23 protein-coding genes are annotated in these 24120 nt (G+C 45.1%); all 23 read right to left on the bottom strand.

What is annotated here, in order from left to right; translation table 11 throughout:
- Positions 1 to 9: 9 nt before the first annotated feature.
- Complete coding sequence (locus QNH15_RS11395; protein WP_283894744.1) at positions 10 to 735, bottom strand: GntR family transcriptional regulator; 726 nt, start codon at positions 733 to 735, stop codon at positions 10 to 12.
- A gap of 220 nt (positions 736 to 955) precedes the next feature.
- Positions 956 to 3310 carry an FtsK/SpoIIIE family DNA translocase gene (locus tag QNH15_RS11390; RefSeq protein ID WP_283894743.1) on the bottom strand — a complete coding sequence of 785 codons (2355 nt, stop codon included), beginning with the start codon at positions 3308 to 3310 and terminating at the stop codon, positions 956 to 958.
- Positions 3311 to 3401: 91 nt separating this feature from the next.
- On the bottom strand, positions 3402 to 3635 hold the full coding sequence (locus QNH15_RS11385) for a YlzJ-like family protein (RefSeq protein WP_283894742.1): 234 nt from the start codon (positions 3633 to 3635) through the stop codon (positions 3402 to 3404).
- Positions 3632 to 4378 carry a ClpP family protease gene (locus QNH15_RS11380; protein WP_283895534.1) on the bottom strand — a complete coding sequence of 249 codons (747 nt, stop codon included), beginning with the start codon at positions 4376 to 4378 and terminating at the stop codon, positions 3632 to 3634. The genes QNH15_RS11385 and QNH15_RS11380 overlap by 4 nt, the downstream gene beginning before the upstream one ends.
- A gap of 102 nt (positions 4379 to 4480) precedes the next feature.
- Positions 4481 to 6154: a ribonuclease J gene (locus QNH15_RS11375; RefSeq protein WP_283894741.1), complete on the bottom strand. Its 1674-nt coding sequence runs from the start codon at positions 6152 to 6154 to the stop codon at positions 4481 to 4483.
- 184 nt (positions 6155 to 6338) lie between these two features.
- Positions 6339 to 7208: a 4-hydroxy-tetrahydrodipicolinate synthase gene (gene dapA / locus QNH15_RS11370; protein WP_129475945.1), complete on the bottom strand. Its 870-nt coding sequence runs from the start codon at positions 7206 to 7208 to the stop codon at positions 6339 to 6341.
- A 46-nt stretch (positions 7209 to 7254) separates the two neighbouring features.
- On the bottom strand, positions 7255 to 8499 hold the full coding sequence (dapG, locus tag QNH15_RS11365; protein WP_283894740.1) for an aspartate kinase: 1245 nt from the start codon (positions 8497 to 8499) through the stop codon (positions 7255 to 7257).
- Positions 8500 to 8519: 20 nt separating this feature from the next.
- Positions 8520 to 9566 carry an aspartate-semialdehyde dehydrogenase gene (gene asd, locus QNH15_RS11360; RefSeq protein ID WP_283894739.1) on the bottom strand — a complete coding sequence of 349 codons (1047 nt, stop codon included), beginning with the start codon at positions 9564 to 9566 and terminating at the stop codon, positions 8520 to 8522.
- Between the two features lie 189 nt (positions 9567 to 9755).
- Positions 9756 to 10349, bottom strand: a complete 594-nt coding sequence (gene dpaB, locus QNH15_RS11355) for a dipicolinate synthase subunit B (protein WP_283894738.1) — start codon at positions 10347 to 10349, stop codon at positions 9756 to 9758.
- Positions 10346 to 11248 carry a dipicolinic acid synthetase subunit A gene (gene dpaA / locus QNH15_RS11350; RefSeq protein ID WP_283894737.1) on the bottom strand — a complete coding sequence of 301 codons (903 nt, stop codon included), beginning with the start codon at positions 11246 to 11248 and terminating at the stop codon, positions 10346 to 10348. Before dpaA ends, dpaB begins: the two co-directional genes overlap by 4 nt.
- Before the next feature lie 298 nt (positions 11249 to 11546).
- Positions 11547 to 12785: a M16 family metallopeptidase gene (locus QNH15_RS11345; protein ID WP_283894736.1), complete on the bottom strand. Its 1239-nt coding sequence runs from the start codon at positions 12783 to 12785 to the stop codon at positions 11547 to 11549.
- 72 nt (positions 12786 to 12857) lie between these two features.
- On the bottom strand, positions 12858 to 13847 hold the full coding sequence (locus QNH15_RS11340) for a polysaccharide deacetylase family protein (protein WP_283894735.1): 990 nt from the start codon (positions 13845 to 13847) through the stop codon (positions 12858 to 12860).
- A gap of 166 nt (positions 13848 to 14013) precedes the next feature.
- Positions 14014 to 16134, bottom strand: a complete 2121-nt coding sequence (gene pnp / locus QNH15_RS11335; RefSeq protein ID WP_283894734.1) for a polyribonucleotide nucleotidyltransferase — start codon at positions 16132 to 16134, stop codon at positions 14014 to 14016.
- 407 nt (positions 16135 to 16541) lie between these two features.
- Positions 16542 to 16811, bottom strand: a complete 270-nt coding sequence (gene rpsO, locus QNH15_RS11330; RefSeq protein ID WP_061969515.1) for a 30S ribosomal protein S15 — start codon at positions 16809 to 16811, stop codon at positions 16542 to 16544.
- A 136-nt stretch (positions 16812 to 16947) separates the two neighbouring features.
- Positions 16948 to 17886, bottom strand: coding sequence for a bifunctional riboflavin kinase/FAD synthetase (gene ribF, locus QNH15_RS11325; protein ID WP_283894733.1), 939 nt, complete (start codon positions 17884 to 17886; stop codon positions 16948 to 16950).
- Between the two features lie 24 nt (positions 17887 to 17910).
- Entirely contained in the window at positions 17911 to 18834 is a 924-nt protein-coding gene (gene truB, locus QNH15_RS11320) for a tRNA pseudouridine(55) synthase TruB (protein ID WP_283894732.1), read from the bottom strand.
- Positions 18835 to 18893: 59 nt separating this feature from the next.
- Positions 18894 to 19265 carry a 30S ribosome-binding factor RbfA gene (gene rbfA / locus QNH15_RS11315; protein WP_061969507.1) on the bottom strand — a complete coding sequence of 124 codons (372 nt, stop codon included), beginning with the start codon at positions 19263 to 19265 and terminating at the stop codon, positions 18894 to 18896.
- Positions 19266 to 19291: 26 nt separating this feature from the next.
- Positions 19292 to 19570: a DUF503 domain-containing protein gene (locus QNH15_RS11310; protein ID WP_061969504.1), complete on the bottom strand. Its 279-nt coding sequence runs from the start codon at positions 19568 to 19570 to the stop codon at positions 19292 to 19294.
- Positions 19567 to 21843: a translation initiation factor IF-2 gene (gene infB / locus QNH15_RS11305; RefSeq protein ID WP_283894731.1), complete on the bottom strand. Its 2277-nt coding sequence runs from the start codon at positions 21841 to 21843 to the stop codon at positions 19567 to 19569. Before infB ends, QNH15_RS11310 begins: the two co-directional genes overlap by 4 nt.
- 19 nt (positions 21844 to 21862) lie before the next feature.
- Positions 21863 to 22165, bottom strand: a complete 303-nt coding sequence (locus QNH15_RS11300) for a YlxQ family RNA-binding protein (protein WP_061969499.1) — start codon at positions 22163 to 22165, stop codon at positions 21863 to 21865.
- 4 nt (positions 22166 to 22169) lie between these two features.
- Positions 22170 to 22427 (bottom strand): RNase P modulator RnpM, encoded by a 258-nt coding sequence (gene rnpM / locus QNH15_RS11295; protein ID WP_061969496.1) that lies wholly within the window; start codon positions 22425 to 22427, stop codon positions 22170 to 22172.
- Between the two features lie 20 nt (positions 22428 to 22447).
- Positions 22448 to 23545, bottom strand: a complete 1098-nt coding sequence (gene nusA, locus QNH15_RS11290) for a transcription termination factor NusA (RefSeq protein ID WP_061969494.1) — start codon at positions 23543 to 23545, stop codon at positions 22448 to 22450.
- 17 nt (positions 23546 to 23562) lie between these two features.
- Positions 23563 to 24036: a ribosome maturation factor RimP gene (rimP, locus tag QNH15_RS11285; RefSeq protein ID WP_061969492.1), complete on the bottom strand. Its 474-nt coding sequence runs from the start codon at positions 24034 to 24036 to the stop codon at positions 23563 to 23565.
- Between the last annotated feature and the right edge of the window lie 84 nt (positions 24037 to 24120).

The raw sequence follows: 24120 nt of genomic DNA, 5'->3' as shown, positions 1-24120 counted from the left end.
ATAAACCTACTATAATCGTTTTCTGACTACTGTGAAATTAAATTTATCGGCTCTAAAATAATTGCAGGAATATAAAACCGGCTCGTCATTCTGGTCGTAATGCATCTGCTTTAAAACAAGAAGCGAGGCTTCTTCGGGACATTCCAGGATTTCAGAAATTCGTTCATGAAATCCGAGGGGTTCAATCGTTGTAACAGCATACATAACACGCTTGCCGGCTTCTCTTTCAAGCATTTCGAGCATGGAAAGGTACTTATGCTGTGATTCGGCAGGCATAAACGTTGCCGGCATTTGGTCAATGCAGTAAACAACAGGCTCGCTGTCAGCGGTTCTTACCCGTTCCACTACATTGATTTCGCCGTCCGGCGGAAGTTTAAACTGATGTTTCAGGTCATCCACAGCAGGGACCACCACCGACGAAATAAAAACGGTGTCAGCCTTTTTGCCTGCCCGTTCAATCATTTCAGTCACACTGAAGAGTTCTTCAATTCCGGAAGAAAATAGGGCTCTGGTCCTAACAAAGGTTCCTACACCATGTTTTCTGATCAGAATATTTTCGTCTTCAAGGATGCGCAGCGCTTCTCGTAATGTTGCCCTGCTAATGCCCAACTGCTTTGACAGCTCAAATTCGGATGGAAGCTTTTCTCCTTCCTCATAAGTGCCATTTTCGATGTCGGCTTTCAATTTCTCAATGACTTTTAAATACAGCAGACGATGATCCGTCTTAATGGACACGTTTTTACTCACCTCAATAGACAATCAAAACCATTAATAATATAGTGTTTTTCAAGTGTAAAATTTTTTTGACAAATAAATAAAATAATCGACATTAATATATCATTTTTATCATGAGAAATAAATACTATTTTTTGAGATTTTTTTAAAACGGGAATATACACATTATTCAGAAAAAGCAGGTTAAAAAATAGAACCCCGCGTTCTGGGGTTCCGTTTTTTAGCTTGATGCCTGGTTTTGTTCCGGTAGAGACGTAAGCAGCACTTCTCTTGGCTTGCTGCCCTCATAAGGACCGATAACTCCCTTTGCTTCCATGGCATCCACCAGCCTGGCTGCCCGTGAATAGCCGATTCGAAAGCGCCGCTGGAGCATGGAAACCGAGGCCGTCTGCATGTCCACCACAAGTTTTACCGCTTCAGGGAACAAGTCATCCTCCACTTCCATCGTCACCTGCGCTTCTTCCGTTGGAATCATGTCTTTCTGGTATTGCGCTTTCTGCTGCCCGATCACGAATTCCACAATTTTTTCCACTTCCTGATCCGATAGAAATGCTCCCTGCACCCTTGTAGGTTTAGATGTTCCTGAAGGGAAAAAGAGCATATCGCCGCGGCCCAGCAGCTTTTCTGCGCCGCCCATATCAAGAATGGTACGCGAATCTGTCTGGGAAGAAACACTGAACGCAATCCTGGATGGGATATTGGCTTTAATAATCCCCGTAATAACATCCACCGAAGGCCGCTGGGTTGCGATAATCAGATGAATTCCTGCCGCTCGTGCCATCTGGGCAAGACGGATAATGGCATCTTCTACATCTCCTGAAGCCACCATCATCAAATCTGCCAGCTCATCCACAATCACGACAATATAAGGCAGGGTCGGCTGTTTCGCATCACTTTCATTGTTTGCTCTGCGTATGCCTTCATTGTACCCCTCAATATTCCGGGTCCCTGTGTGGGAAAACAATTCATACCGGCGTTCCATTTCGCTGACCACCCGTTTCAGGGCCTGAGCTGCCTTTTTCGGCTCCGTTACGACCGGAGCCAGGAGATGAGGAACCCCGTTATACACGTTCAGTTCAACCATTTTCGGGTCAATCATCATCATCTTCACTTCATGTGGTTTGGCTCTCATCAATATGCTTGTAATGATGCCATTGATACAAACGCTTTTCCCGCTTCCTGTTGCCCCGGCTACCAGAAGGTGAGGCATTCTGGAAAGTTCGGCAAAAATAGGTTCCCCCGAGATATCCCGCCCGAGCCCAATCGCAAGTTTGGAGGTTTGTTTCTGATATTGACTGGATTCAAGGACTTCACGTAGCGTAACCGTAGCTACCTCCTGGTTAGGAACCTCAATACCGACCGCTGATTTGCCGGGAATAGGAGCTTCAATCCGGATATCTTTGGCGGCAAGTGCCAGGGCGATATCATCGGCGAGGTTGACGATTTTGCTTACCTTTACTCCTACATCGGGATACACTTCATATTTCGTTACTGCCGGGCCAAGATGAACCTTCAGCACTCTTGCTTTTACCCCAAAGCTTTCAAAGGTTTTCTCCAGTTTTTTTGCGTTGCTTTTGCTCGCCGAATATTGCCGTTCCTTATGCTGGCCAGTGGAAGTCGGTCTGACTAGCAAATCCATGGAAGGGAGCAAATAGTTTTCGTTATGTTCTTCTTCTGTCTGTTCAAAGCTTGCAGGAAGTCCGTCCTGCTTATCTTCCGTTGTGGCATGGCTGGTTTCCGTTTGAGTCTCCGGTTCTTCGTGAAAGCCTTTGGAACCAAATTTCAGTTGGACCGCTGGACTTTCATCACCATGAACGTTCCTTGTGAAGTCTTCGATAATGGGTTCGTATTCTTCATCCATTGTCCGGGTTTCATGATGGGCTTCAGCCGGCTCTTGTGATCTTGTGGGCGCTTGTCTCTGTACCTTTTTTCGGTTTTCTTTCAGTTCCTGCCGTTTGTTTTGAAACGATTCATAGGCCGTTGAAGAAAGGCTGCCGGCTGCTTCGGCCAATTTGGCGATGACACCTGACAATGACTTTCCGGTAATTAATATAATGGCAATGATCATAACAAAAACGAGGATGACTGCAGAACCTTGCACACCAAACAGAAAATGAAACATTGCAAAACCCACTGCTCCAATCATGCCCCCGCCAAGATCTCCCTGCGGGATACTTCCCGACAGCTGAGACCAATATATCTCCCAGGTGTTTCGGATGACGGAAGGATCCGACCATTTTCCCTGCTTGGAAAGAAGAGAAAACAATTTCAGATGACTGAGAATCAGCATGGATATGTAAAATAAATAAAAGCCTGCCAAGCGTTTTCCCCAAACGGGCGGTGATTTTCGCTTCCAAATCAGATAGATGGCAATAACAAGGGTTCCGATCAGCAGTACACCGTACCATTCTCCGCTGAAAAATTTTAAAAACTGCACAAACGCCTGCCCGACTTTCCCCATTTTGGCAAGGGCAAGCAATGTTAAAGCAAGCAAAAGAAGGCCAGCGAGCTCAAAGCTCAGCTGTTCTTTCCAGGCTGATGTCTTTTTCGATGTTTTTTTATTGCGTTTTGCCATTCTTTCACCTCTTTTTCCTTAAACCAACTAAAGCAGCCGCTAAAGGGCTGCTTCTTTGTCCATTATTATATCACAGGGGCACACTTGTTTTCTATGGGTTTACAAATGTGTTCATCGACAGAATCTGCCCGGGTCCGCACGATTCGTCCATAAAATGCGCCGGATCTGTGCTGATGACGCGTACTACTTTATATTCCATCGGTGAAACTTGCTCCACAAGAATCGGAATGTTGTTATAAAGAACGGTCATCGGCTGGGTTTGTTCTTCTGCTGTTGCGTCCTGTGGAAACATCAATTCAAAGGGCATGAGTGTATACCATATCATTGGATCACCTCTAATCCATCCTCGGGTTTGGATTTCCGGTTCTGTTCCATTAGTTCATTCAGCTTCGAGATGGCCTGACCCACGCCACCAACTTCGTTGATCAGTCCGTCGTTGACGGCATCCTTTCCTATCACGTTTGTTCCGATGTCGCGCGTTAAATTGCCTTTGGAAAACATCAATTCCTTAAACTTTTCCTCTGTGATATCCGAATGTGAGGTCACAAAATTGATGACCCTGTCCTGCATTTTATCCATATATTCAAACGTCTGTGGAACACCAATCACAAGTCCGGTCAGCCTTACGGGATGAATGGTCATTGTTGCGGTTTCCGCTATGAAAGAATAATCGGCGCTCACGGCTATCGGCACACCAATGGAATGGCCGCCACCAAGTACAAGAGATACGGAAGGCTTTGAGAGGGAGGCAATCATTTCTGAAATCGCAAGTCCTGCTTCCACATCACCACCAACCGTATTCAAAATAATGAGAAGCCCTTCAATTTTCGGATTTTGTTCGATTGCCACCAGCTGTGGGATTAGGTGTTCATATTTGGTTGTCTTGTTGTTGGGAGGCAGTTGGACATGTCCTTCAATTTGGCCAACAATGGTCAGGCAATGAATGCTTGAGCCTTCCATTTGTGGAACGTTGGTTTGGCCAAGAGACTGGAGCTTGTTAATCAGACTGCTTTGTTCGTTATTTTCTTCGCGCTTTGGTTCTTGTTCTTCATTTATGTCATTCGTCATGTGGTTCATACAACAACCCCCTCGGATGATATCCATTTTCTTTTAGTATGAACGCAAGGGTTATTTTCATTCGGACGAAAAAAAGCCTGCGGTATCGCAGGCTTAAATTTCCATAATAATGGGCATAATCATTGGACGGCGCCGTGTTTTATCAAACAAATATTGACTTAATGAATCACGCATATTGGATTTTAAGGAAGACCAATCTTTTACTTTTTCCTGCATGCATCGGTCGAGGACCTCCGTTACAAGTGAATTGGCTTCCTGAAGAAGCTCTTCGCTTTCGCGTACATACACAAAGCCGCGAGAGATAATTTCCGGTCCGGAGATGATCTGGTTGGAAGCTTTGCTGATCGTAACGACAACGACTAGTATGCCATCCTGGGATAGCAGTTTCCGGTCGCGGAGAACGATGTTGCCAATATCCCCTACTCCAAGGCCATCAACCAGTACATTTCCGGCTGGTACTTTTCCAGTTCGTTTGGCCAATCCATCCGTGAATTCAACCACTTCGCCTTTTTCGAGAATAAATATATTTTCCGGGACCACACCTACCTGAAGTGCCAGGTTTTGGTGGGCTTTCTGCATTTTATATTCACCGTGAACGGGGATGAAATATTTAGGCTTCATCAAGCTTAGCATCAATTTTAATTCTTCCTGGCTTCCGTGACCGGAAACGTGAACTTTGCGTTGTCCGAAAACAACATCTGCTCCCGTCCGCATAAGAAGATCCACAATGCGTGCCACAGATCGCTCGTTCCCCGGGATCGGAGTGGCGGCAATGACTACAGTATCAGTATGTCTGATCGCAATTTGTTTGTGGGCTTTATGGGCCATGCGTGAAAGAGCGGCCATTTGCTCTCCCTGGCTGCCGGTTGTAAGTATAACAATCCGGTCTTCGGCGTAATTGTTTATCTGATCCATGGAGATAATACTGTCTTTCTCAATGTTCAGGTAACCTAACTCTGATGCGATATCCACGACCTTCACCATGCTTCGGCCGGTAATAACGATCTTTCGGTTGGTTTTCGCAGCCGCAGTGAAAATCTGTTGGATTCGATGGACGTTGGAAGCAAATGAAGCAATAATTACACGGCCCTTTGCTTCCTCGAACACATTGTCAATTTCGTAGCCCACAGATTTTTCCGACCCTGTCATCCCTGGTCTTTCAGCATTCGTGCTGTCGGAGAGAAGACAAAGCACCCCTTTTTGGCTCAGCTCTGAAATTTTGGCAAATTCCGTATGCTTACCATCAATCGGAGACTGGTCAATCTTGAAGTCCCCTGTATTCACAATGACTCCCTGCGGCGTGTGAACGGCAATGCCGACGGAATCAGGAATACTGTGATTGGTTCCAAAAAAAGTGACTTTATGTTCGCCAAAGTCAAGGACGGAATCAGAATTCACCAAAAGGGTCTTGGTGCTCCGTTGAAGCCCAGCTTCTTTAAGCTTTGCGTCTACAAGCCCAAGGGTGAGCTTCGTTCCATAAACCGGAACAGGAAGCTGCTTTAAAATAAAAGGAAGGCCGCCGATATGGTCCTCGTGTGCGTGAGTTAGAAAGATCCCCTTTACTCTGTCCTTGTTTTGCACAAGGTAAGTAATGTCAGGAATCACAATATCGATGCCCAGCATCTCTTCCTGCGGAAACATGAGCCCCGCATCCAGGACAAAGATATCTTCCCCCGCTTCGACCACATACATGTTTTTGCCTATTTCCCCTATACCGCCCAGGGCAAAAACTCTTACTTTATCGCTATTTTGTTGTTTTGTTGTCAATGTAATAATCCTCCTAGTTGTTGGTTATGTATTTCTCCGTTCACGTCACTTGCATTTATTATAGCTTATGTTCGAAAGCGAATACAAGGAGAACTGTTTTTTTCTTTTTTGCATTTCCTGTCTCGATGACTTAGAGGGTTGCGAGCAGAGTTATAAAAAAAAAAGCGGCTCGATGGCCGCTTTTTTACAATGAAATATTCATAACTTGAGATAGTGATTCCCGCTGCTGATGGTTTAGAGGCAATAAAGGAAGTCTCACACTGCCAACATCAAGCCCTTTAAACTGGAGGGCCGTTTTTACCGGAGCAGGACTCGGTGCCTTGAACAGCTCATCCATAACGGGAAGAAGCTTCCGGTGAAGTCTTGCTGCTTCTGTTACTCTTCCTTGTTTATAGGCTGTAACCATTTGTTGCATTTCGTTTCCGATCACATGGGAGGCAACCGATACTATACCAGTACCGCCGATGGATAATACGGGCAGTGTCATGCCGTCATCACCGCTGTAGAGTTGAAAATCCTCTGTCTCTTCAATGATCCGGCTCATATCTCCTAGATTACCTCCTGCATCCTTAATCGCGATGACATTCGGGATTTTGGACAGCTCGATCACTGTATCTGCCGTAAAATGAACAACCGTACGGCCGGGAACATTATACGCCATGATCGGCAGGGAGGTTACTTCTGCAATCGCCTTGAAATGGGCAAGGATTCCTTCCTGGCTCGGTTTATTATAGTACGGAGCAACGATCATGATCGCGTCGACGCCTGTTTCTTCCGCCTTTTTTGTTAAATCGATGGAAGCTCTTGTGTTGTTGCTGCCTGTACCGGCAATTACCGGCACTCTCTTGTCTACCACTTTTACAACATGGCGGAACAGGGCAAGTTTTTCTTCTGTGGACAATGTTGGAGATTCACCGGTTGTCCCTGCGACCACAAGGCTGTCACTGCCGTTTTCAATCAAATAATTGACCAGCTTTGTTGTTTTGGTCAAATCAATGTTTCCTTTACTGTCAAAGGGTGTAACCATGGCAGTACTTACATTTCCAAAATGCATGAATATCAGCTCCTTAAATCTTGCAATCAACATCCGTTTTTCGTACTTATTCTGACAGCTGCCGGCCTTTTGAATGGATGTTGTGCAGCTCAAAAGCTCTGTGCAGAGCATTCACCGCTTTGACCATATCATCCTGTCTGACAAGCACCCAAATGGTAGTATGCGAATCTGCGGATTGCAGTATCTGTATGTTTTCATTGACCAGCGCTTCAACGATCCTTGCGGTTACACCAGGAACGCCTGACATACCGGCACCCACTGCCGACACTTTGGCACAGTTTCTGGTGATTTCTGGTGAGTAGCCGTGTTCGCGCAACACCTTTTCAGCATACTCGGCCATATTTTCCATTACCGTATACACGACGCCTTTTGGACTAATGTTAAAAAAGTCCACAGATATCTGCTCTTTCGCCATTGCCTTAAAGACGTTCGTGTGCAAATCATATTGGGCATCCTTGGCGAACACCTTAATCTGAGTCACCTTTGGAACATGGGCAATGCCGGTTATGACATGATCCTGGACATCTCTTCCTGCGCCCTTGGACGTGGCTGAAGTCACGAGTGTTCCCGGAAGTTCTGAATAAGTGGACCGGATTCTGAGCGGAACCTTCGCCTGCATGGCAATCTCAACTGCTCTCGGGTGTATCACTTTTGCTCCCTGATAGGCCATGTTGCAGATTTCATTATACGTGACAACAGAAAGCGGCTGCGCGTCCTCTACAATCCGCGGATCCGCCGTCATGACCCCTTCTACATCTGTAAATATATCAATATATTCAGCGTCAAGGGCAGCACCTAAAGCAGAAGCAGAGGTGTCGCTGCCGCCACGGCCGAGCGTAGTGACATCACCGTTGGCAGCTTCTCCCTGAAATCCTGCAACAACCACCGCATCATAAGTTTCAAGCATGGATTGCAGACGTTCACACTGCATATCGGTAATTCTGGCATTTTTGTGCTCATCATTGGTCCGGAATCCCGCTTGTGAACCTGTAAGCGCAGAAGCCGAAATCTCTTTTGATTTCAGAAGGTTGGAAAACACGACAGAAGAGATAATCTCTCCACAGGAAAGAAGCAGATCATATTCTCTGCTCTCCACATGCTGATTATTTTCCCCTAGTAGCCGAAGCAATGTATCGGTGGCATACGGATCGCCCGAACGTCCCATGGCCGATACCACACAGACTACCTTGTAGCCTTCACTTATCGCCCGTCTCACATGCTGTGCAGCCAGTTCTCTTCCATTTTCATCTTTTAAAGATGTGCCGCCAAATTTTTGTATGATTATTTTCATGAAGTTAGCACCTTCTTTAATTAGTTCAGCAATCCGAGTTTAATGAGGCTTTCTGCAATCTGAACCGAATTCCAGGCAGCACCTTTTAACAGATTGTCGGATACAATCCACATATGAAAACCATTTTCGCGGTCCAAGTCTTTTCTGACGCGTCCCACGAAGACATCATTTTTGCCAACACAGTGAGCAGGCATCGGGTAGACTTGATGATCCGGATCATCCTGGAGAGTAATGCCGGCAGATGCAGAAAGAAGCTCCTTAATTTCATGGACAGAAGAAACATCTTCTCCAAGCTCCACATAAACAGATTCGGAATGGCCCGTCTCTACCGGAAGCCGGACACAGGTAGCCGCCACTGCGAGTGATGGCATATGCATGATTTTTTTCGTCTCATTAATCATTTTCATTTCTTCAAATGTATAGCCATTATCCTGGAATTTATCGATTTGCGGTACGGCGTTGAACGCAATCTGATAATGCTTCTTGTCACCGGCACATGGCAGGATTTCTGGTGTAAATTCTTCTCCGTCCAAAATCGCTTGAGATTGGGTTCTAAGCTCCTGGATGGCTTTCGCGCCTGCTCCTGAAACTGCCTGATAGGTGGATACAATCACTTTATTCAATCCGTACTTCTCTTGCAGAGGCTTTAGTGCAACGACCATTTGAATGGTTGAGCAGTTCGGATTGGCGATAATACCCTGGTGTTTGGCAATATCTTCTTCGTTTACTTCAGGTACCACCAAAGGCACATTTTCGTCCATACGGTACGCACTGGTGTTGTCGATTACCACAGCTCCGCGTTTTACCGCTTCCGGGGCAAGTTCCTTTGAAATGGATCCGCCCGCAGAGAACAAGGCAATATCAACCCCTTCAAATGCGTCCGGAGCTGCTTCCTGAATGACAACTTCCTCCCCTTTATACTCAACACTTCTTCCGGCAGACCTGCTGCTCGCAAGAAGAGACAACTTTGCGATTGGAAAGTTTCTTTCTTCAAGTGTTTTAAGCATTTGTTGTCCGACTGCGCCTGTTGCTCCGACTACAGCTACATGAAATCCTTTTTGAGTCATTTTAACACTATCTCCTTTTTGTTCTCCATACTTGACTTTAAAACAGAAAGGGAGAAACAACGAGTGTTTCTCCCCTTATGAAACATCATTGTTCCCTTCACTGCTTCAAATGAGAGATTACTTCTTCCAATAAACATTTTATTTCACATTTTATCATAATTCGCGCCATTGGTAAGCTATTTTTCACATTTATTGCGATTGCGACATCCTGAGAACCGGCTGCAGCTGTTTTCCATCAAGTGCAGCCTCAACCGTTTCAAGGAGATATTCCATATGGGCGACCAGTGAATTTTGTTTGTTTACCGGATCATCCTGGCCGTAGGGCACAAAATAAATGTTTTTGGCAGCCATTAACTTCATAATATTAACTCCGTTCAATCCTAGACCGTCATTGGTCGATATTCCGAGAACGACCGGTGACTGGTTCCTCATGGTGGCTTTTGCCGCCATTAAAACGGGTGAATCTGTCATGGCATTGGCAAACTTGCTGATAGAGTTACCCGTCAGCGGTGCGATGATCATGCAGTCCAGAGGAGTCCTCGGCCCGAACGGCTCCGCTTTGACAATCGAATTAACAGGTTCAGTTCCTGTAAGTTGTGTTATCTTTTCAAGCCACTCTTCTCCATCGCCGAACCGTGTATTTGTGTTTTGCACGGTATGTGTAACGAACGGAGTGACCTTCGCCCCCTCTTTTACCAGCCGTTTGATTTCGGGGTATACAGCATCATACGTGCAGTGTGAACCGGTTAAACCAAATCCTATATGTTTACCATGGACCTTCATTCCACTTTCCCCTTTCGAGTACTCATTTGTTCACCTATTAATTGGGAAAGAACATTGCCAAGGATCTGCCCTGCTGTCTTCGGTGCGACGATGCCCGGCAATCCTGGGGCCAGCAATGCCTTAATGCCTCTTTTTTCAGCATACTTAAAATCAGTACCGCCTGGCTTGGAAGCCAGATCTATGATCAATGTCTGAGTTGGCATTTTAGAAATCACACCGGAGGTTACAATTTGAAACGGAATTGTATTGATGCATACATCCGTGTTGGTCACTTCTTTCTGCAGATGATCAAGATGAAAAGGTATAAAGCCCATTTCGCTGATTCTTGCCAAATGTTCAGGTTTTCTTGCTCCAACTTTCACATTGGCACCAAGCGCATCAAACGCTCTTGCCACACTCATGCCCACCCGGCCAAAACCGAGGACAACGGTGTTTGAATTATGAATGGTCGTATCCGTGTTCTGAATCACCATCATTAACGTACCTTCGACTGTCGGAATGCTGTTATAAATGGCAACGTCATCCCGGTCAAAAAGCTGGGTATGCCCTTTGCCGCTTTGTGAGACAATTTTATCCAAATAGGCATTCGTGATACCCGAATACACATGGCAATGCTTCGGGGTTCTTTTTAAATGCTCAGCAGTAAGTATGATGCGTTTATTTGAGAAAATGGTATCAATTTCTCCATTCGGACCCGTTCCATTCACCGGAAGAATGATGACATCCAATTTGGAAAAGACGACTTCACCAATATCCATTTTCGAAGCTCCTGTAAATCCGTGGTCGAGCTGGTCAAATCCCACAAGCACAAGATTTGCCCCTTGTTCAGCCAACTTACGAATTACTTCCAGCTGTCTGGCATCACCGCCAAATATGGCAACTTGCAAGTCAGTTAACATGCTTCCTCCCCTTTCTCTGTCGCTCCGTTATAAACAGGGGAAATCCTTGTTCATGTTCGCAAAACCATCATATGAACACTTTGCCTAGATGGTTACAGTGCCAATCCGGAGTCAACAGGAATAAAATCGGTTATTCGTTCTCATTTGCTCTATCATTATATTCAGGAAAAAGATTGGGGATTGAGTAGACAACCTAGGTCCAAGCCTGAATTTTACTGTCTCTCCCACCATAATAAAAAACCTCCAGCTATTGTCAGCTGCACCCTGACATTGAGGGTGCAGCGACATGCTGCAGGCTTTATTGCAATCCTTTTGGAAGTTGACCGGTCGGGCTGACAAGGGAAGCGGAGCATTCCTTGCTGAATATCTTTTCAATCAGAGAATCGACCTTTTCTTTTGTTACCCCGTCGATCAATTGAACCATTTCATCAAGTGAACGATGGTAATTCAAAATGAGCTCATTCTTTCCGTTTCTGCTCATTCTGCTGTTGGTGCTTTCGAGACTGAGCATCAAGCTGCCTTTGATTTGTTCCTTGGAGTTGACCAGCTCTTTATCAGTGATTCCGTTATCTTGAAGATCGTTGACGATCATCGTCACGGTATCATACAGCTCATCAAGTTGATTGGGAGCCGTTCCTCCATAAATCGTAAACAAACCATTGTCCTTATATGCCGAATGGTAGGAGAACACGGAGTAGGCCAGACCGCGCTGCTCACGGACCTCCTGGAACAACCGGCTGCTCATGCTTGATCCAAAAATATTATTCAGCACAATCAGAGAGTAGGTATCCGGATCTTTCAGGGACAGCCCTGGGAAACCGAGACAAAGGTGAGCTTGTTCTGTTTCCTTCTTGCGGGCAATCTTTTGACTGTGAAAGACTGGCGCCTGCAGGCTTGAAGCCATCCGGCTCCCTGAATAGCTTCCAAACAGATCCTCTATTTCCTTAATAAAGCTCTCTTCTACATTCCCGGCCACTGAAATAACCACATTTTCTGGTGTATAGTAGTCTTTCATATAATTGCGAAGGGTTTGCCCTGTAAATGTATTCAGAGTATTTTCCGTACCAAGAATCGGATAGCCGAGAGAATGCTGATGAAAGCTGGCCCTGCTGAGAAGATCATGAACAATATCATCTGGTGTATCTTCATACATTTTGATCTCTTCAAGCACCACATTCTTTTCTTTTAACAGCTCCTGCTCATCAAACGCGGAGTTAAAAAACATATCGGACAGTACATTTAGCGCTCTCGGTGCATGAGTATCCAGCACCTTGGCATAGTAGCATGTATATTCTTTGGAAGTAAACGCATTGACTTGGCCGCCAATGCTGTCAAATGATTCAGCGATTTCCCTTGCACTGCGGGTTTCTGTCCCTTTAAAGAACATGTGCTCCAAAAAGTGAGAAACCCCATTATTTTCGGGAACTTCAAACCGTGAACCTGTGCCGATCCATACCCCGATCGCAACGGAACGGACGGTTGGAATCTTTTCCAAAACGACCCTCACGCCGTTTGGACACGTATGTCTAGTAATCAAACCTGTTTCCCCCTAGCTGTAATTCCATCTCTAGGAACAATATATCATTAACATACCTATCATACAACAATGTTATTCAGCGGATGACTTGAGGTGCAGGCGTTTTTCATCCATCAGGTCGCTCACCGTTCCAATAGCGTATCCTTTTGCTTTTATGCCGTCGATGATTTGCTGTAAGCCATCAGCGGTTGATGACGTGGGATGCATGAGAATCATCGCTCCCGGATGCAGTTTTCTTATCACCGACTGGGCCATTACCGCCGGGTTCGGCTTCCTCCAGTCTACCGTATCCACCGACCACATGATGGTTCTCATTTTTTCTTCGGCAGCAATTTTAACGACATCATCACGATAGGACCCGCTTGGCGGTGCAAACCATTTTACAGGAACTTTCTTCCTGTCTCCAAGCGTCGCCTGGATCACTTGATTGGTACTCGAAAGCTCTTCCCTGATTCGCTTGTTCGTCAATTGCTTCATATCAGGATGGGTATATGCATGATTTCCGATTTCATGCCCTTCATCCAGAATCATCTTTGCGAGACTTGGATTCTTCTTGACCCACGACCCGTCAAGAAAAAAAGTGGTATGAACATGGGCATTTTTCATGATCTTTAAAAGTTTAGGCAAGTATTCATTCCCCCATGCCACATTCACAAGCAGCGTTACCATGGGTTTTTCCGGGTTTCCTTTATAGATTGGTGATGGCGGCAGATCCTGCAGCTTCACTTTTGGCGGAATTTGTTTAAACACCAGTTTTTTCTTGTCGATCGTTTTGCTTCCTTTTAATTTTTTGTACGAAGCATCAATATCCAGTTCCATGCCGTTATAACCGGGAATCGCCTTCCACACCCTGTCAATTTTCGCATCGATCGGTGCTTTATGGTAGGATGGCGCTTTTTGCTGAAGCTCTTCGTACAGGCTGTTTTCCTGCATTTTGGACACTGTCGCTGTCTGGTCCTTCATCTTTTCGATATACGTGGAGGTAAACGGGTTTTGCACCATACCGACAGCAAACGCAAGAATCAGGGCAGCCATGCTCATATGCAGCAGATTTCTCTTCATGTCACTTCCCTCCCATTAAAAAGGTATGTCCAATCTGGAAGGGTTAGAACATGGAGCCCCGCTCTATAAATGGTATTTTCAAGCTTCAAAACAAACAAAAAAAACCGTAGTAATGAACGGCACCCCTATTATTGGAATAGGGGTTACAGTCCAAAACCGGTTTTGATTATTGTTCGCTATTCTTTTGTTCCTGTTCTTTCTTTTCCTCTTTCAAAACAACTTTTCTTGAAAGGTTTACACGTCCCTGGTTGTCAATCTCAGTAACCTTGACACGAATGATATCTCCGAGTTTGAGTACATCCTCGACTTTGCCGATTCGCTCTTCGGCAATTTCAGAGATGTGAACAAGCCCGTCTTTTCCAGCGAAGAGTTCAACGAATGCACCGAACTTTTCAATGCGTTTCACTTTTCCATCATAGTATTCGCCCACTTGCACTTCACGAACAAGATCAGCAATGATTTTTTGCGCTTTTTCGTTCATCGCCTGGTCGGCAGATGCGATAAATACAGTGCCGTCCTGTTCGATGTCGATTTTCACGCCGGTTTCTTCAATAATTTTATTGATGATTTTTCCGCTTGGCCCGATGACGTCTCTGATTTTATCCGGATTGATTTTCATCGTGATAATTTTCGGAGCATAAGTAGACAGTTGTTTTCTAGGTTCAGACAGTGTGTCAAGCATTGAGGAAAGAATGTGCATTCGGCCTTCTTTTGCCTGTGTCAGCGCCTGTTCCAAGATCTCACGGTTGATCCCGGAGATTTTAATATCCATCTGCAATGCTGTAACGCCTTTTTCAGTACCGGCAACTTTAAAGTCCATATCTCCCAGATGGTCTTCCATGCCCTGGATATCAGTAAGAACCGTTACATCTTCGCCGTCGCTTACTAAGCCCATCGCAATACCGGCTACAGGAGCTTTGATTGGAACACCTGCATCCATCATAGCAAGTGTGCTTGCGCAAATACTCGCCTGAGAAGTTGAACCGTTGGATTCAAGGACTTCAGATACAAGTCGGATGGTGTAAGGGAAGCTTTCTTCTGACGGGATAACCGCTTCAAGAGCACGTTCTCCGAGTGCACCATGTCCGATTTCACGGCGTCCAGGTCCTCTCATAAAGCCGGTTTCGCCGACGCTGAATGGAGGGAAGTTATATTGATGCATGAAACGCTTGGATTCTTCCACACCCAAACCGTCAAGAACCTGTACATCTCCCAAAGCTCCCAGCGTACAAACGCTCAATGCCTGAGTTTGACCGCGCGTAAACAGCCCGGATCCGTGCGTACGGGCCAGCAGGCTGACATCAGAGGAGAGTGGACGGATCTCATTGATCTTTCTTCCATCCGGACGAACTTTTTCCTTGAGAATAAGTCGTCTAACTTCGCCTTTGATCAGAAGCTGAAGCACTTCTTTGGCTTCATCCACCTTTTCTTCATCGGTTTCTTCATAATGAGCAACCACTCGTTCTTTTAACTCATCAAGCGCACTTTGTCTTTCCTGCTTATCAAAAACGGAAACAGCTGCTGCCAAATCCGAACCGATAAAGCTGCGCACTTCCTCCACAAACTCCTGATCAACTTCGTGCAGCACGACTTCCATTTTTTCTTTTCCGAGCTCTTCCACAATCTTATCCTGGAAAGCAATCAATTTCTTGATTTCCTCGTGGGCGAACATGATCGCTTCTAGCATGACTTCTTCAGGAACTTCCTTTGCTCCCGCCTCTACCATATTAATGGCATCCTTTGTGCCTGCTACAATAAGATTAATGTCGCTTTTCTCGTTCTGTTCGACCGTTGGATTCACGATAAATTCGCCATCGATACGGCCAATGGTGACCCCGGCAATCGGTCCTTCAAACGGGATGTTTGAAATGGACAATGAAAGAGATGATCCAATCATCGCAGCCATTTCTGAAGAACAATCTTGGTCTACACTCATCACTGTGCTGACAACCTGAACTTCATTTCGGAAGCCATCAGCAAAAAGCGGACGGATTGGACGGTCAATGAGACGGCTGGCGAGAATAGCCTTCTCGCTCGGGCGGCCTTCCCTCTTGATAAATCCGCCAGGAATTTTACCGACCGCGTACAGACGCTCTTCATAGTTTACTGTAAGCGGGAAAAAGCTTAAGTTCTTTGGCTCCTTTGAAGCCACAGCTGTAGAAAGAACGGCAGTATCACCATATCTGACAAATACAGCTCCGTTCGCTTGCTTTGCAAGATTTCCAATTTCAAAAGACAGTTCTCTGCCTGCCCAGTCCATAGAAAAAATACGTTTCTCTTGTTCCATTTCTATTGGTACTCCTCTCGACAATAAACGAAAATATTTATGTCTCTATTATATCCTAAACTGAACGTTCCTAAAAAGAAAAACTAGGCCAGCTCTTTTAAGTATACAGTTAATCTGCTATGTACGCTTTTTTTAATCGAAAGAACTTTATCTAAAAAATTGTTGCTTTGGAAACAATCCTGCAATTTACATCATTGACAGGTTGATTGTAGTGCAAGGTGCGAGACTCCAGCAGGAAATGCGGGACAGGTAAGACCGAGAAGGCGCTTGCGCCTGATGGGCTTAGCGCCCGCCCTGCGGAAAGCGAGCATCCTGGAACGGAAATCAACAGCTTTCAAGGGCAACAATGTTCAAGCATAAAGTTTTTTCTACAGAAAAAAAGCGGGAATTTATTCCCGCTTTTCCGATTAACGACGCAATCCAAGCTTTTTGATAAGCTCACGATAACGTGTAACATCTTTGTTACGAAGATACGTTAGCAAGTTACGGCGTTTACCTACCATTTTCAAAAGGCCACGACGTGAGTGGTGATCCTTTTTATGAGTACGCAAATGGTCATTAAGAGTGTTGATCTGCTCTGTAAGGATAGCGATCTGAACTTCTGGAGATCCAGTATCAAGATCATGCGTTTTGTACTCGCTGATCAGTTCATTTTTACGTTCTTGAGAAATTGCCATCCTGTTCACCTCCTTTAAAATATAAACCCCGTCTACCGAGCAAGCGTCGGTGAATCGCCCTGCCAAGCAGCGGTTGTTTGTACTTGACGTACAGGTAATAGATTACCTCTTTTTTAAGAATAATGCAAGAGCAAGCCTACTTTTCATAAAAATAATTTATGCCTGCCTGTTTGTCTGCGCCAATTTGTTCAATAAGGGCATCCACGGATTCAAACTTCTTCTCGTCCCGGATTCTGGAGAGCCAGTAAACTTCCACATCTTTACCATAGATATTAGAGGAAAAATCAAAAAGATGCACCTCGATCGATGCCTCCCGTTCTTCATGAAAGGTCGGTTTGGTGCCGATGTTGGCTACTCCATTCAACAGACGACCATCCACTTCGGCCTGTACAATGTACACCCCGTTGGCGGGAATCAAATAATCAGGAACAGGATCAATATTGGCCGTTGGAAAGCCAATGGAGGTTCCTCTGCTCTCCCCGTGAACCACCTTGCCGGTAATGCTGTACGGCCTTCCCAGATATTCAGGAATGTCGTCAACATTTCCCTCCTTTAGCAGGTTACGAATAAGAGTGGAACTGATTTTCTGTCCATTTTTCTCCAATTTTTCAATTACCGTTTGAGAAAATACACCCCTGGCACTTTCCTCCATCATCGCCATGTTTCCTTTGCCAAATTTACCGTACGTATAGTCAAATCCTGCAACAACATGCTGTACATGGAGGCCAATAAGATATTCCTCAATAAACCTCATCGGTGAGAGAGAGGCAAACTCTTCATTGAACTCTACAAGATAGAAGATATCAATCCCGAGTTCACGCAAAAGTTCCTCTTTCTTTTCAATTGGCGTCAAATATGAGACGTAGGCTTCCTTTTTCCCAAGCACAACGGACGGATGCGGATGAAAGGACATCACTGCCGATGCCATGTTTCCCTGCCGGGCAATGGCGGCTGCCGTCCCGATTACCTTCTGGTGCCCCAGATGCAGGCCGTCAAAATACCCCAGGGCCATGACGGTTGGGGGAAGGTCATTCTTATTGAATTGATGCGGATGTGTAAGCGTTATTGTTTTCAAAATTCCACCTTCTAACTCTATGCGTTACTCAACGGCTAAAATTTTTTCCGGTTTCATCATACCTGGTTTCTCCGGATGTTGTTTATAAAGAGCGATACACTTTCCATTTTTATTATAAACGGCAAACGGGCTGCCTTGCACCTCAGACGCCATGGGGAGGACAGCACCATTCTTTATGCGCGCTTCCATCTCCTCATCACAGGTGATCGCGTCAAAATGAGCGATGGCCTTTTCGATGGGAAGAAAAAGGTCGTTCGTATTGCCATCCTGTATGGCCTGCTCAATCTGTTCAAAGGTAAAGCAGTCCCCTATCTCAAAAGGACCGGAGCTGGTGCGGACCAGGTGAGACATGTGAGCGGGATACCCCAGTTTTTTCCCGATGTCTACAGCCAGTGTTCTTACATAGGTTCCTTTGCTGCATCTGACAAAGAAGGGGAAAACGGGGTAAGGGCCGGAAAAGTATGTTTCCTCTGAAAGCAGGTTCAACTCGTAGATCGTCGTTTCCCTTGCCGGCCGTTCTACTTCAATTCCCTCTCTTGCATATTGGTACAGCTTTTTCCCATTCACTTTGACAGCAGAAAACATGGGTGGAACCTGCATGATTCTTCCTGTCAGCGAAACCAGTGCATCTTTTACCGCTTCAGCCGACAACCCCTCAGGTACAGGCTGGTCTTCCACCACATCGCCATGGGCATCCTCTGTGGTTGTCGCTTTTCCGATCATGGCTTCCGCCTGATAGGATTTTGGATAGTCGGACATATACTGTGCAATTTTTGTTGCTCTTCCGACACAGACGGGAAGCACGCCCGTCACCTCGGGATCGAGCGTGCCCGTATGCCCCACTTTTTTTGTTTTCAGCATTTTTCTTAACTTTGCCACGCAGTCATGGGATGTCATTCCCGCCGGCTTCAATAAAGGCAAAATGCCTTCTGGCTGTATACCTGCCATTTGTTGATACCCACCTTTATTTACATCAAAAAAGAAGAGACAGACAAACCAAGGCCTGCCTATCTCTTATTGTAATCACTATCTTCATCTGAACTTTTGATATCAGTCAGCAATGTTTCAATTCGGCTTCCATATTCGATGGATTCATCAAATTTGAAAGAAATTTCCGGTGTTTTGCGCAACCGGATTCGCTTGCCGATTTCAGTCCGGATAAAACCGGAAGCCTTGGCCAGACCCCGCAGCGTCTGTTCCTTTTGCTCATCATCGCCAAAAACAGAAATAAATACAGTCGCCTGCTGCAGATCGCCCGTTACCTCGACACCGGTAACGGTCACAAACCCGATGCGGGGATCTTTCAGCTTTCGGCCAATGATATCTCCCATTTCTTTTTTCATTTGTTCTCCAATGCGATTGGATCGGATTTCACTCATTCTTACACCCCGTTTCTATCTAGCCATTATAACCATTCGATAACCGAGGACGTAACTTCAAGCTCAGGTATACTGCTGATCAGCTTTATAGCCTTTTGAAGTTCCTGTTCCACGATTAGTTTGTCCTTTGAAATGGTTACAATTCCAAGTTCTGCTCTCTGCCATAAATCATGAAAGTCGGTCTCGGAGACAGCAAGATTAAATTGCTGTCTTAACCGGGTAACGACCTTTTTCACAACGGAGCGTTTATCCTTCAGGGAATGGGACTCATAAATGAAGCATTCCACAGTCAGGAAACCAATCATGCCCGTTTAATTTCTTCCATGATGTACGCTTCGATGACATCTCCTTCTTTGATGTCATTGAACTTTTCTAATGTTATACCACATTCGTAGCCTGCACTAACTTCTTTTGCATCATCTTTAAAGCGTTTGAGGGCATCTATTTTCCCTTCATAGATAACAACGCCATCACGGATCAGGCGAACGGTCGAATCACGGGTAACTTTACCATCAGTTACATAACAGCCGGCAATTGTCCCCACTTTTGATACTTTAAACGTCGTACGGATTTCCACCTGTCCAATAACCTTCTCTTCGAACTCTGGGTCTAGCATACCTTTCATTGCTGACTCAATTTCTTCGATCACGTTATAAATAATTCTGTGCAGACGCACATCCACTTTTTCAGCATCTGCTGTACGTTTCGCATTGTTGTCAGGGCGTACGTTAAATCCGATAATAATCGCATTGGAGGCAGAAGCAAGAATGATATCCGATTCAGTGATCGCTCCTACTCCCGTATGAATGATCTTTACCTTGACGCCTTCCACATCAATTTTTTGAAGGGAACCGGCCAGCGCCTCGGCGGAGCCTTGAACGTCGGCTTTAATAATCACATTGATTTCTTTAATATCGCCTTCTTTGATCTGATTGAACAGATCTTCAAGGTTCAACTTGGAAGATTCCTTACGTTGGGCTTCCAATTGCTTTTTGGAGCGTGCTTCACCGATCTGGCGTGCTTTCTTTTCATCGGTAAATACCATGAATTGATCGCCGGCCTGAGGAACATCATTTAATCCAGTAATCTCAACTGGAGTAGATGGACCGGCTACTTTTACACGTCGGCCGATATCGTTGACCATGGCACGGACACGTCCGAAGGTATTTCCGACAACAATTGGATCCCCCACATTCAGTGTTCCGTTTTGAACGAGAAGCGTAGCTACTGATCCACGGCCTTTATCAAGCTGTGCCTCGATAACTGTACCCTGTGCTGCACGGTTTGGATTGGCTTTCAGTTCTTCGACTTCCGCCACCAACTGAATCATTTCGATCAAGTCGTCGATTCCTTCCCCATTGATCGCAGAAACATTAACAAAAATCGTATCGCCGCCCCAGTCTTCCGGAATCAGAGCATGCTCGGTCAGTTCCTGCATAACCCGGTCAGGATTGGCTGCTTCCTTATCCATTTTGTTCACTGCAACAATAATAGGCACTTCTGCAGCTTTTGCATGGTTGATGGCTTCAACGGTTTGCGGCATAACACCGTCATCGGCGGCAACCACAAGAATCGTGATATCCGTTACTTGAGCTCCTCTTGCACGCATCGTTGTAAACGCAGCATGCCCCGGTGTATCAAGGAACGTAATTTTCTTGCCTTTGTCTTCGATCTGGTACGCACCAATATGCTGAGTGATTCCGCCTGCTTCACTTGCGGTTACTTTTGTGTTTCGTATGGAGTCCAGCAAGGTCGTTTTCCCGTGGTCAACGTGACCCATGATGGTAACCACCGGTGGACGAATGGAAAGATCCTCTTCTTTATCGTTATTTTCATAATTTTCGAATTCGGTTACGTCGATGATAATTTCCTCTTCGACTTCCACATTGTAATCTGATGCAATGAGCTCAATGGTTTCTTTATCAAGCTCTTGGTTGATTGTTGCCATAACACCAAGAGTCATCAATTTTTTAATGATTTCAGATGGTTCTTTTGCCAGTTTCTTCGCCAGTTCACTTACAGTAAGTGATTCGGAGAAAGTAATCTTATCCGGTGTTACCGGAGTCGGCTTCGGCTGAGGAGCCGGTGCTGATTTTCCTCTGTTGTTGTTTTTGTTGTTTCGGTTTTTATTATTATGATTGCTGTTGTTGTTTCTGTTCCCCGGTCGGTTTCCGCCCTTTTGGCCGGGTTTAGCGTTTTGCCCGGGTTTAGCGTTTTGCCCAGGTTTAGCGTTTTGTTGACCACTGTTATTTTTTTGACCCGGTTTTGAGTTATTGCTGCCATTATTCTTCTTGGGTGCTTCGTCTTTTTTAATTTTCATAGTGTTCTCTTTTTTACTCTCATTTCTATTTTCGACTTTGTTTACATTGGTTGGGTTCTTTTTATGTTCTATTTTATGTTTCTCCTCTGTATTCTTATTTTTGGGTTGATAGGCATCATTTAATTTACGGATCGCTTCTTCATCGATCATCGACATATGATTGGATACATCCACATTCATGTTTTTCAGTTTATCAATGATATCCTTGCTTTGAACATTTTGTTTTTTCGCATATTCATATACACGCATCTTACTCATATGTTCACCCCCGAATGATTTAATCAAGTAAAGCTGTTAACTTTTTGGCAAATCCTTGATCGGTTACGGCAACAACCACGCGCTGGTCTTTGCCAATCGCATTTCCGAGAGAATAGCGGTTCTCTATCCATTTTACCTCTACCCGGTAAAACGAGCATTTATCGGTTATTTTTTTCTTCGTATTGTCCGACGCATCCATGGAAAGAAGAACGCATTTCGCCTGTTGCTTCTGTACCGCTTTAACAACAAGCTCTTCCCCAGAAATACATTTTCCTGCCCTGTTGGCCAATCCAAGCAATGAAGCCCATGGTGATATATTCAATGAGTCATACTCCCTTTTCCAGTTCAGCAAACACTTCATCCGGAACCCGAGCTTTCAGTTGATTGTTGAGGCTGCCTTTTTTCTTCGCCAGAGCAAAACAGGACGCCTGATTGCACAGATACGCGCCTCTTCCTGATTTCTTTCCCGTTGGGTCAACGAAAACTTCGCCTTCAGGAGAGCGGACAATCCGGATCAATTGCTTTTTTTCTTTCATTTCCTGGCAGGCTACACATTTCCTCATCGGAATTTTCCGTGTTTTCATCCGGCTCACCCCCATGTATCTTACAGTTCTTCTTCAGTAGATTCAAACTCTTCTTGTGCAGCTTCACCAACATAAAGTCCCGATTCTTCTGCATCGGACTGACTTTTAATATCAATTTTCCAGCCTGTCAGTTTAGCTGCAAGTCTTGCATTCTGTCCTCGTTTCCCGATGGCAAGTGAAAGCTGGTAATCGGGAACGATAACGGTCGTCATTTTTTCATCTTCATTCACTAGCACTTCAAGCACCTTGGCAGGGCTGAGCGCGTTCGCTACATACACAACCGGGTCTTCAGACCATCGGACAATATCAATTTTCTCGCCATTGAGCTCGTTGACGATCGTTTGAACGCGTCCGCCTTTTTGACCGACACAAGATCCTACTGGATCCACTTCCGGGTCTGCTGCATGAACAGCAATCTTGGAACGGTCTCCCGCTTCTCTGGCAATTGATTTTACTTCAACCGTACCATCATAGATTTCCGGCACTTCAAGTTCGAAAAGGCGCTTTAATAAACCAGGGTGTGTTCTTGATACAAGAATTTGCGGGCCCTTCGTTGTTTTTTCAACCTTGGTGATGAATACTTTAATACGGTCGTTTGTTGTATATTTCTCACCCGGCATTTGTTCGGCGGCTGGAAGCAATGCTTCAACACGTCCAAGGTTAACATAGATGTAACGATGGTCCTGACGCTGGACCACACCTGTAATGATATCTTCCTCTCGGTCGATAAATTCGGAAAAAATAATGCCGCGTTCCGCTTCTCTTACCCTTTGAGTCACAACCTGTTTTGCGGTTTGGGCCGCAATCCGGCCGAAATCACGTGGAGTTACCTCCAGTTCCACAACATCTTCTAATTCATATTGCGGGTTAATCTTGTGCGCCTCTTCAAGTGAAAGCTCCTGCCTTGAATCGGTTACTTCTTCAACAACGTTTTTTCGGGCGAATACTTTGATGCTTCCTGTTGTTGTATTAAAATCCACTCTCACATTTTGTGCCTGGTGGAAGTTCCGTTTGTACGCAGAAATCAAAGCGGCTTCAATCGCTTCAATTAAAATATCTTTGCTGATTCCTTTTTCTTTCTCCAAAAAAGTAAGTGCATCTAATAGCTCGCTACTCATCCATCTTCTCCCCTTTGTTAATTGAACACAACCGCAAGTCTGGCACTTGCTATCTTGTTGTATGGCAGTTCCACTTCCGTACTGCGTGTTTTCACTTTCATTTGCAGTTTGACCGTTTCACCATCGAATTCCAGCAGTTTGCCTTCAAATTCTTTTGAGCCATCAATCTGTTCATACATTTTGATGTGGACATTTTTCCCTACGGCCTTAGCCATGTCCTCCGGTTTTTTCAATGGGCGTTCAACACCGGGTGAAGAAACTTCAAGAAAGTATGCCTGTTCAATCGGATCGATAGCATCCAACTTTTCACTGAGGCGTTCACTTACCGTTCCGCAGTCTTCAATGTCTACACCAGTTTCATTATCAATAAATACGCGAAGGAACCAGTTTTTCCCTTCTTTTACAAACTCGATATCTACCAGCTCAAGGTTTAATTCTTCCAAAATCGGGGTTACGATCTCTTCGGTAGTTTCCGTGATTTTCTTGCTCATAAACATCCTCCCTTCAACCAAAAAATCCTTTGCCAAAACGAAACGAAAGAGTGGGTTTCCCCACTCTTTTCCCGAAAGGTATTC

It is taken from the genome of Fictibacillus enclensis (assembly GCF_030123385.1).
Classification (GTDB): Bacteria; Bacillota; Bacilli; order Bacillales; family Fictibacillaceae; genus Fictibacillus_C; species Fictibacillus_C enclensis.
Note: the sequence above shows the minus strand (reverse complement) of the source record. Positions and strands in the feature narration are given on the sequence as shown.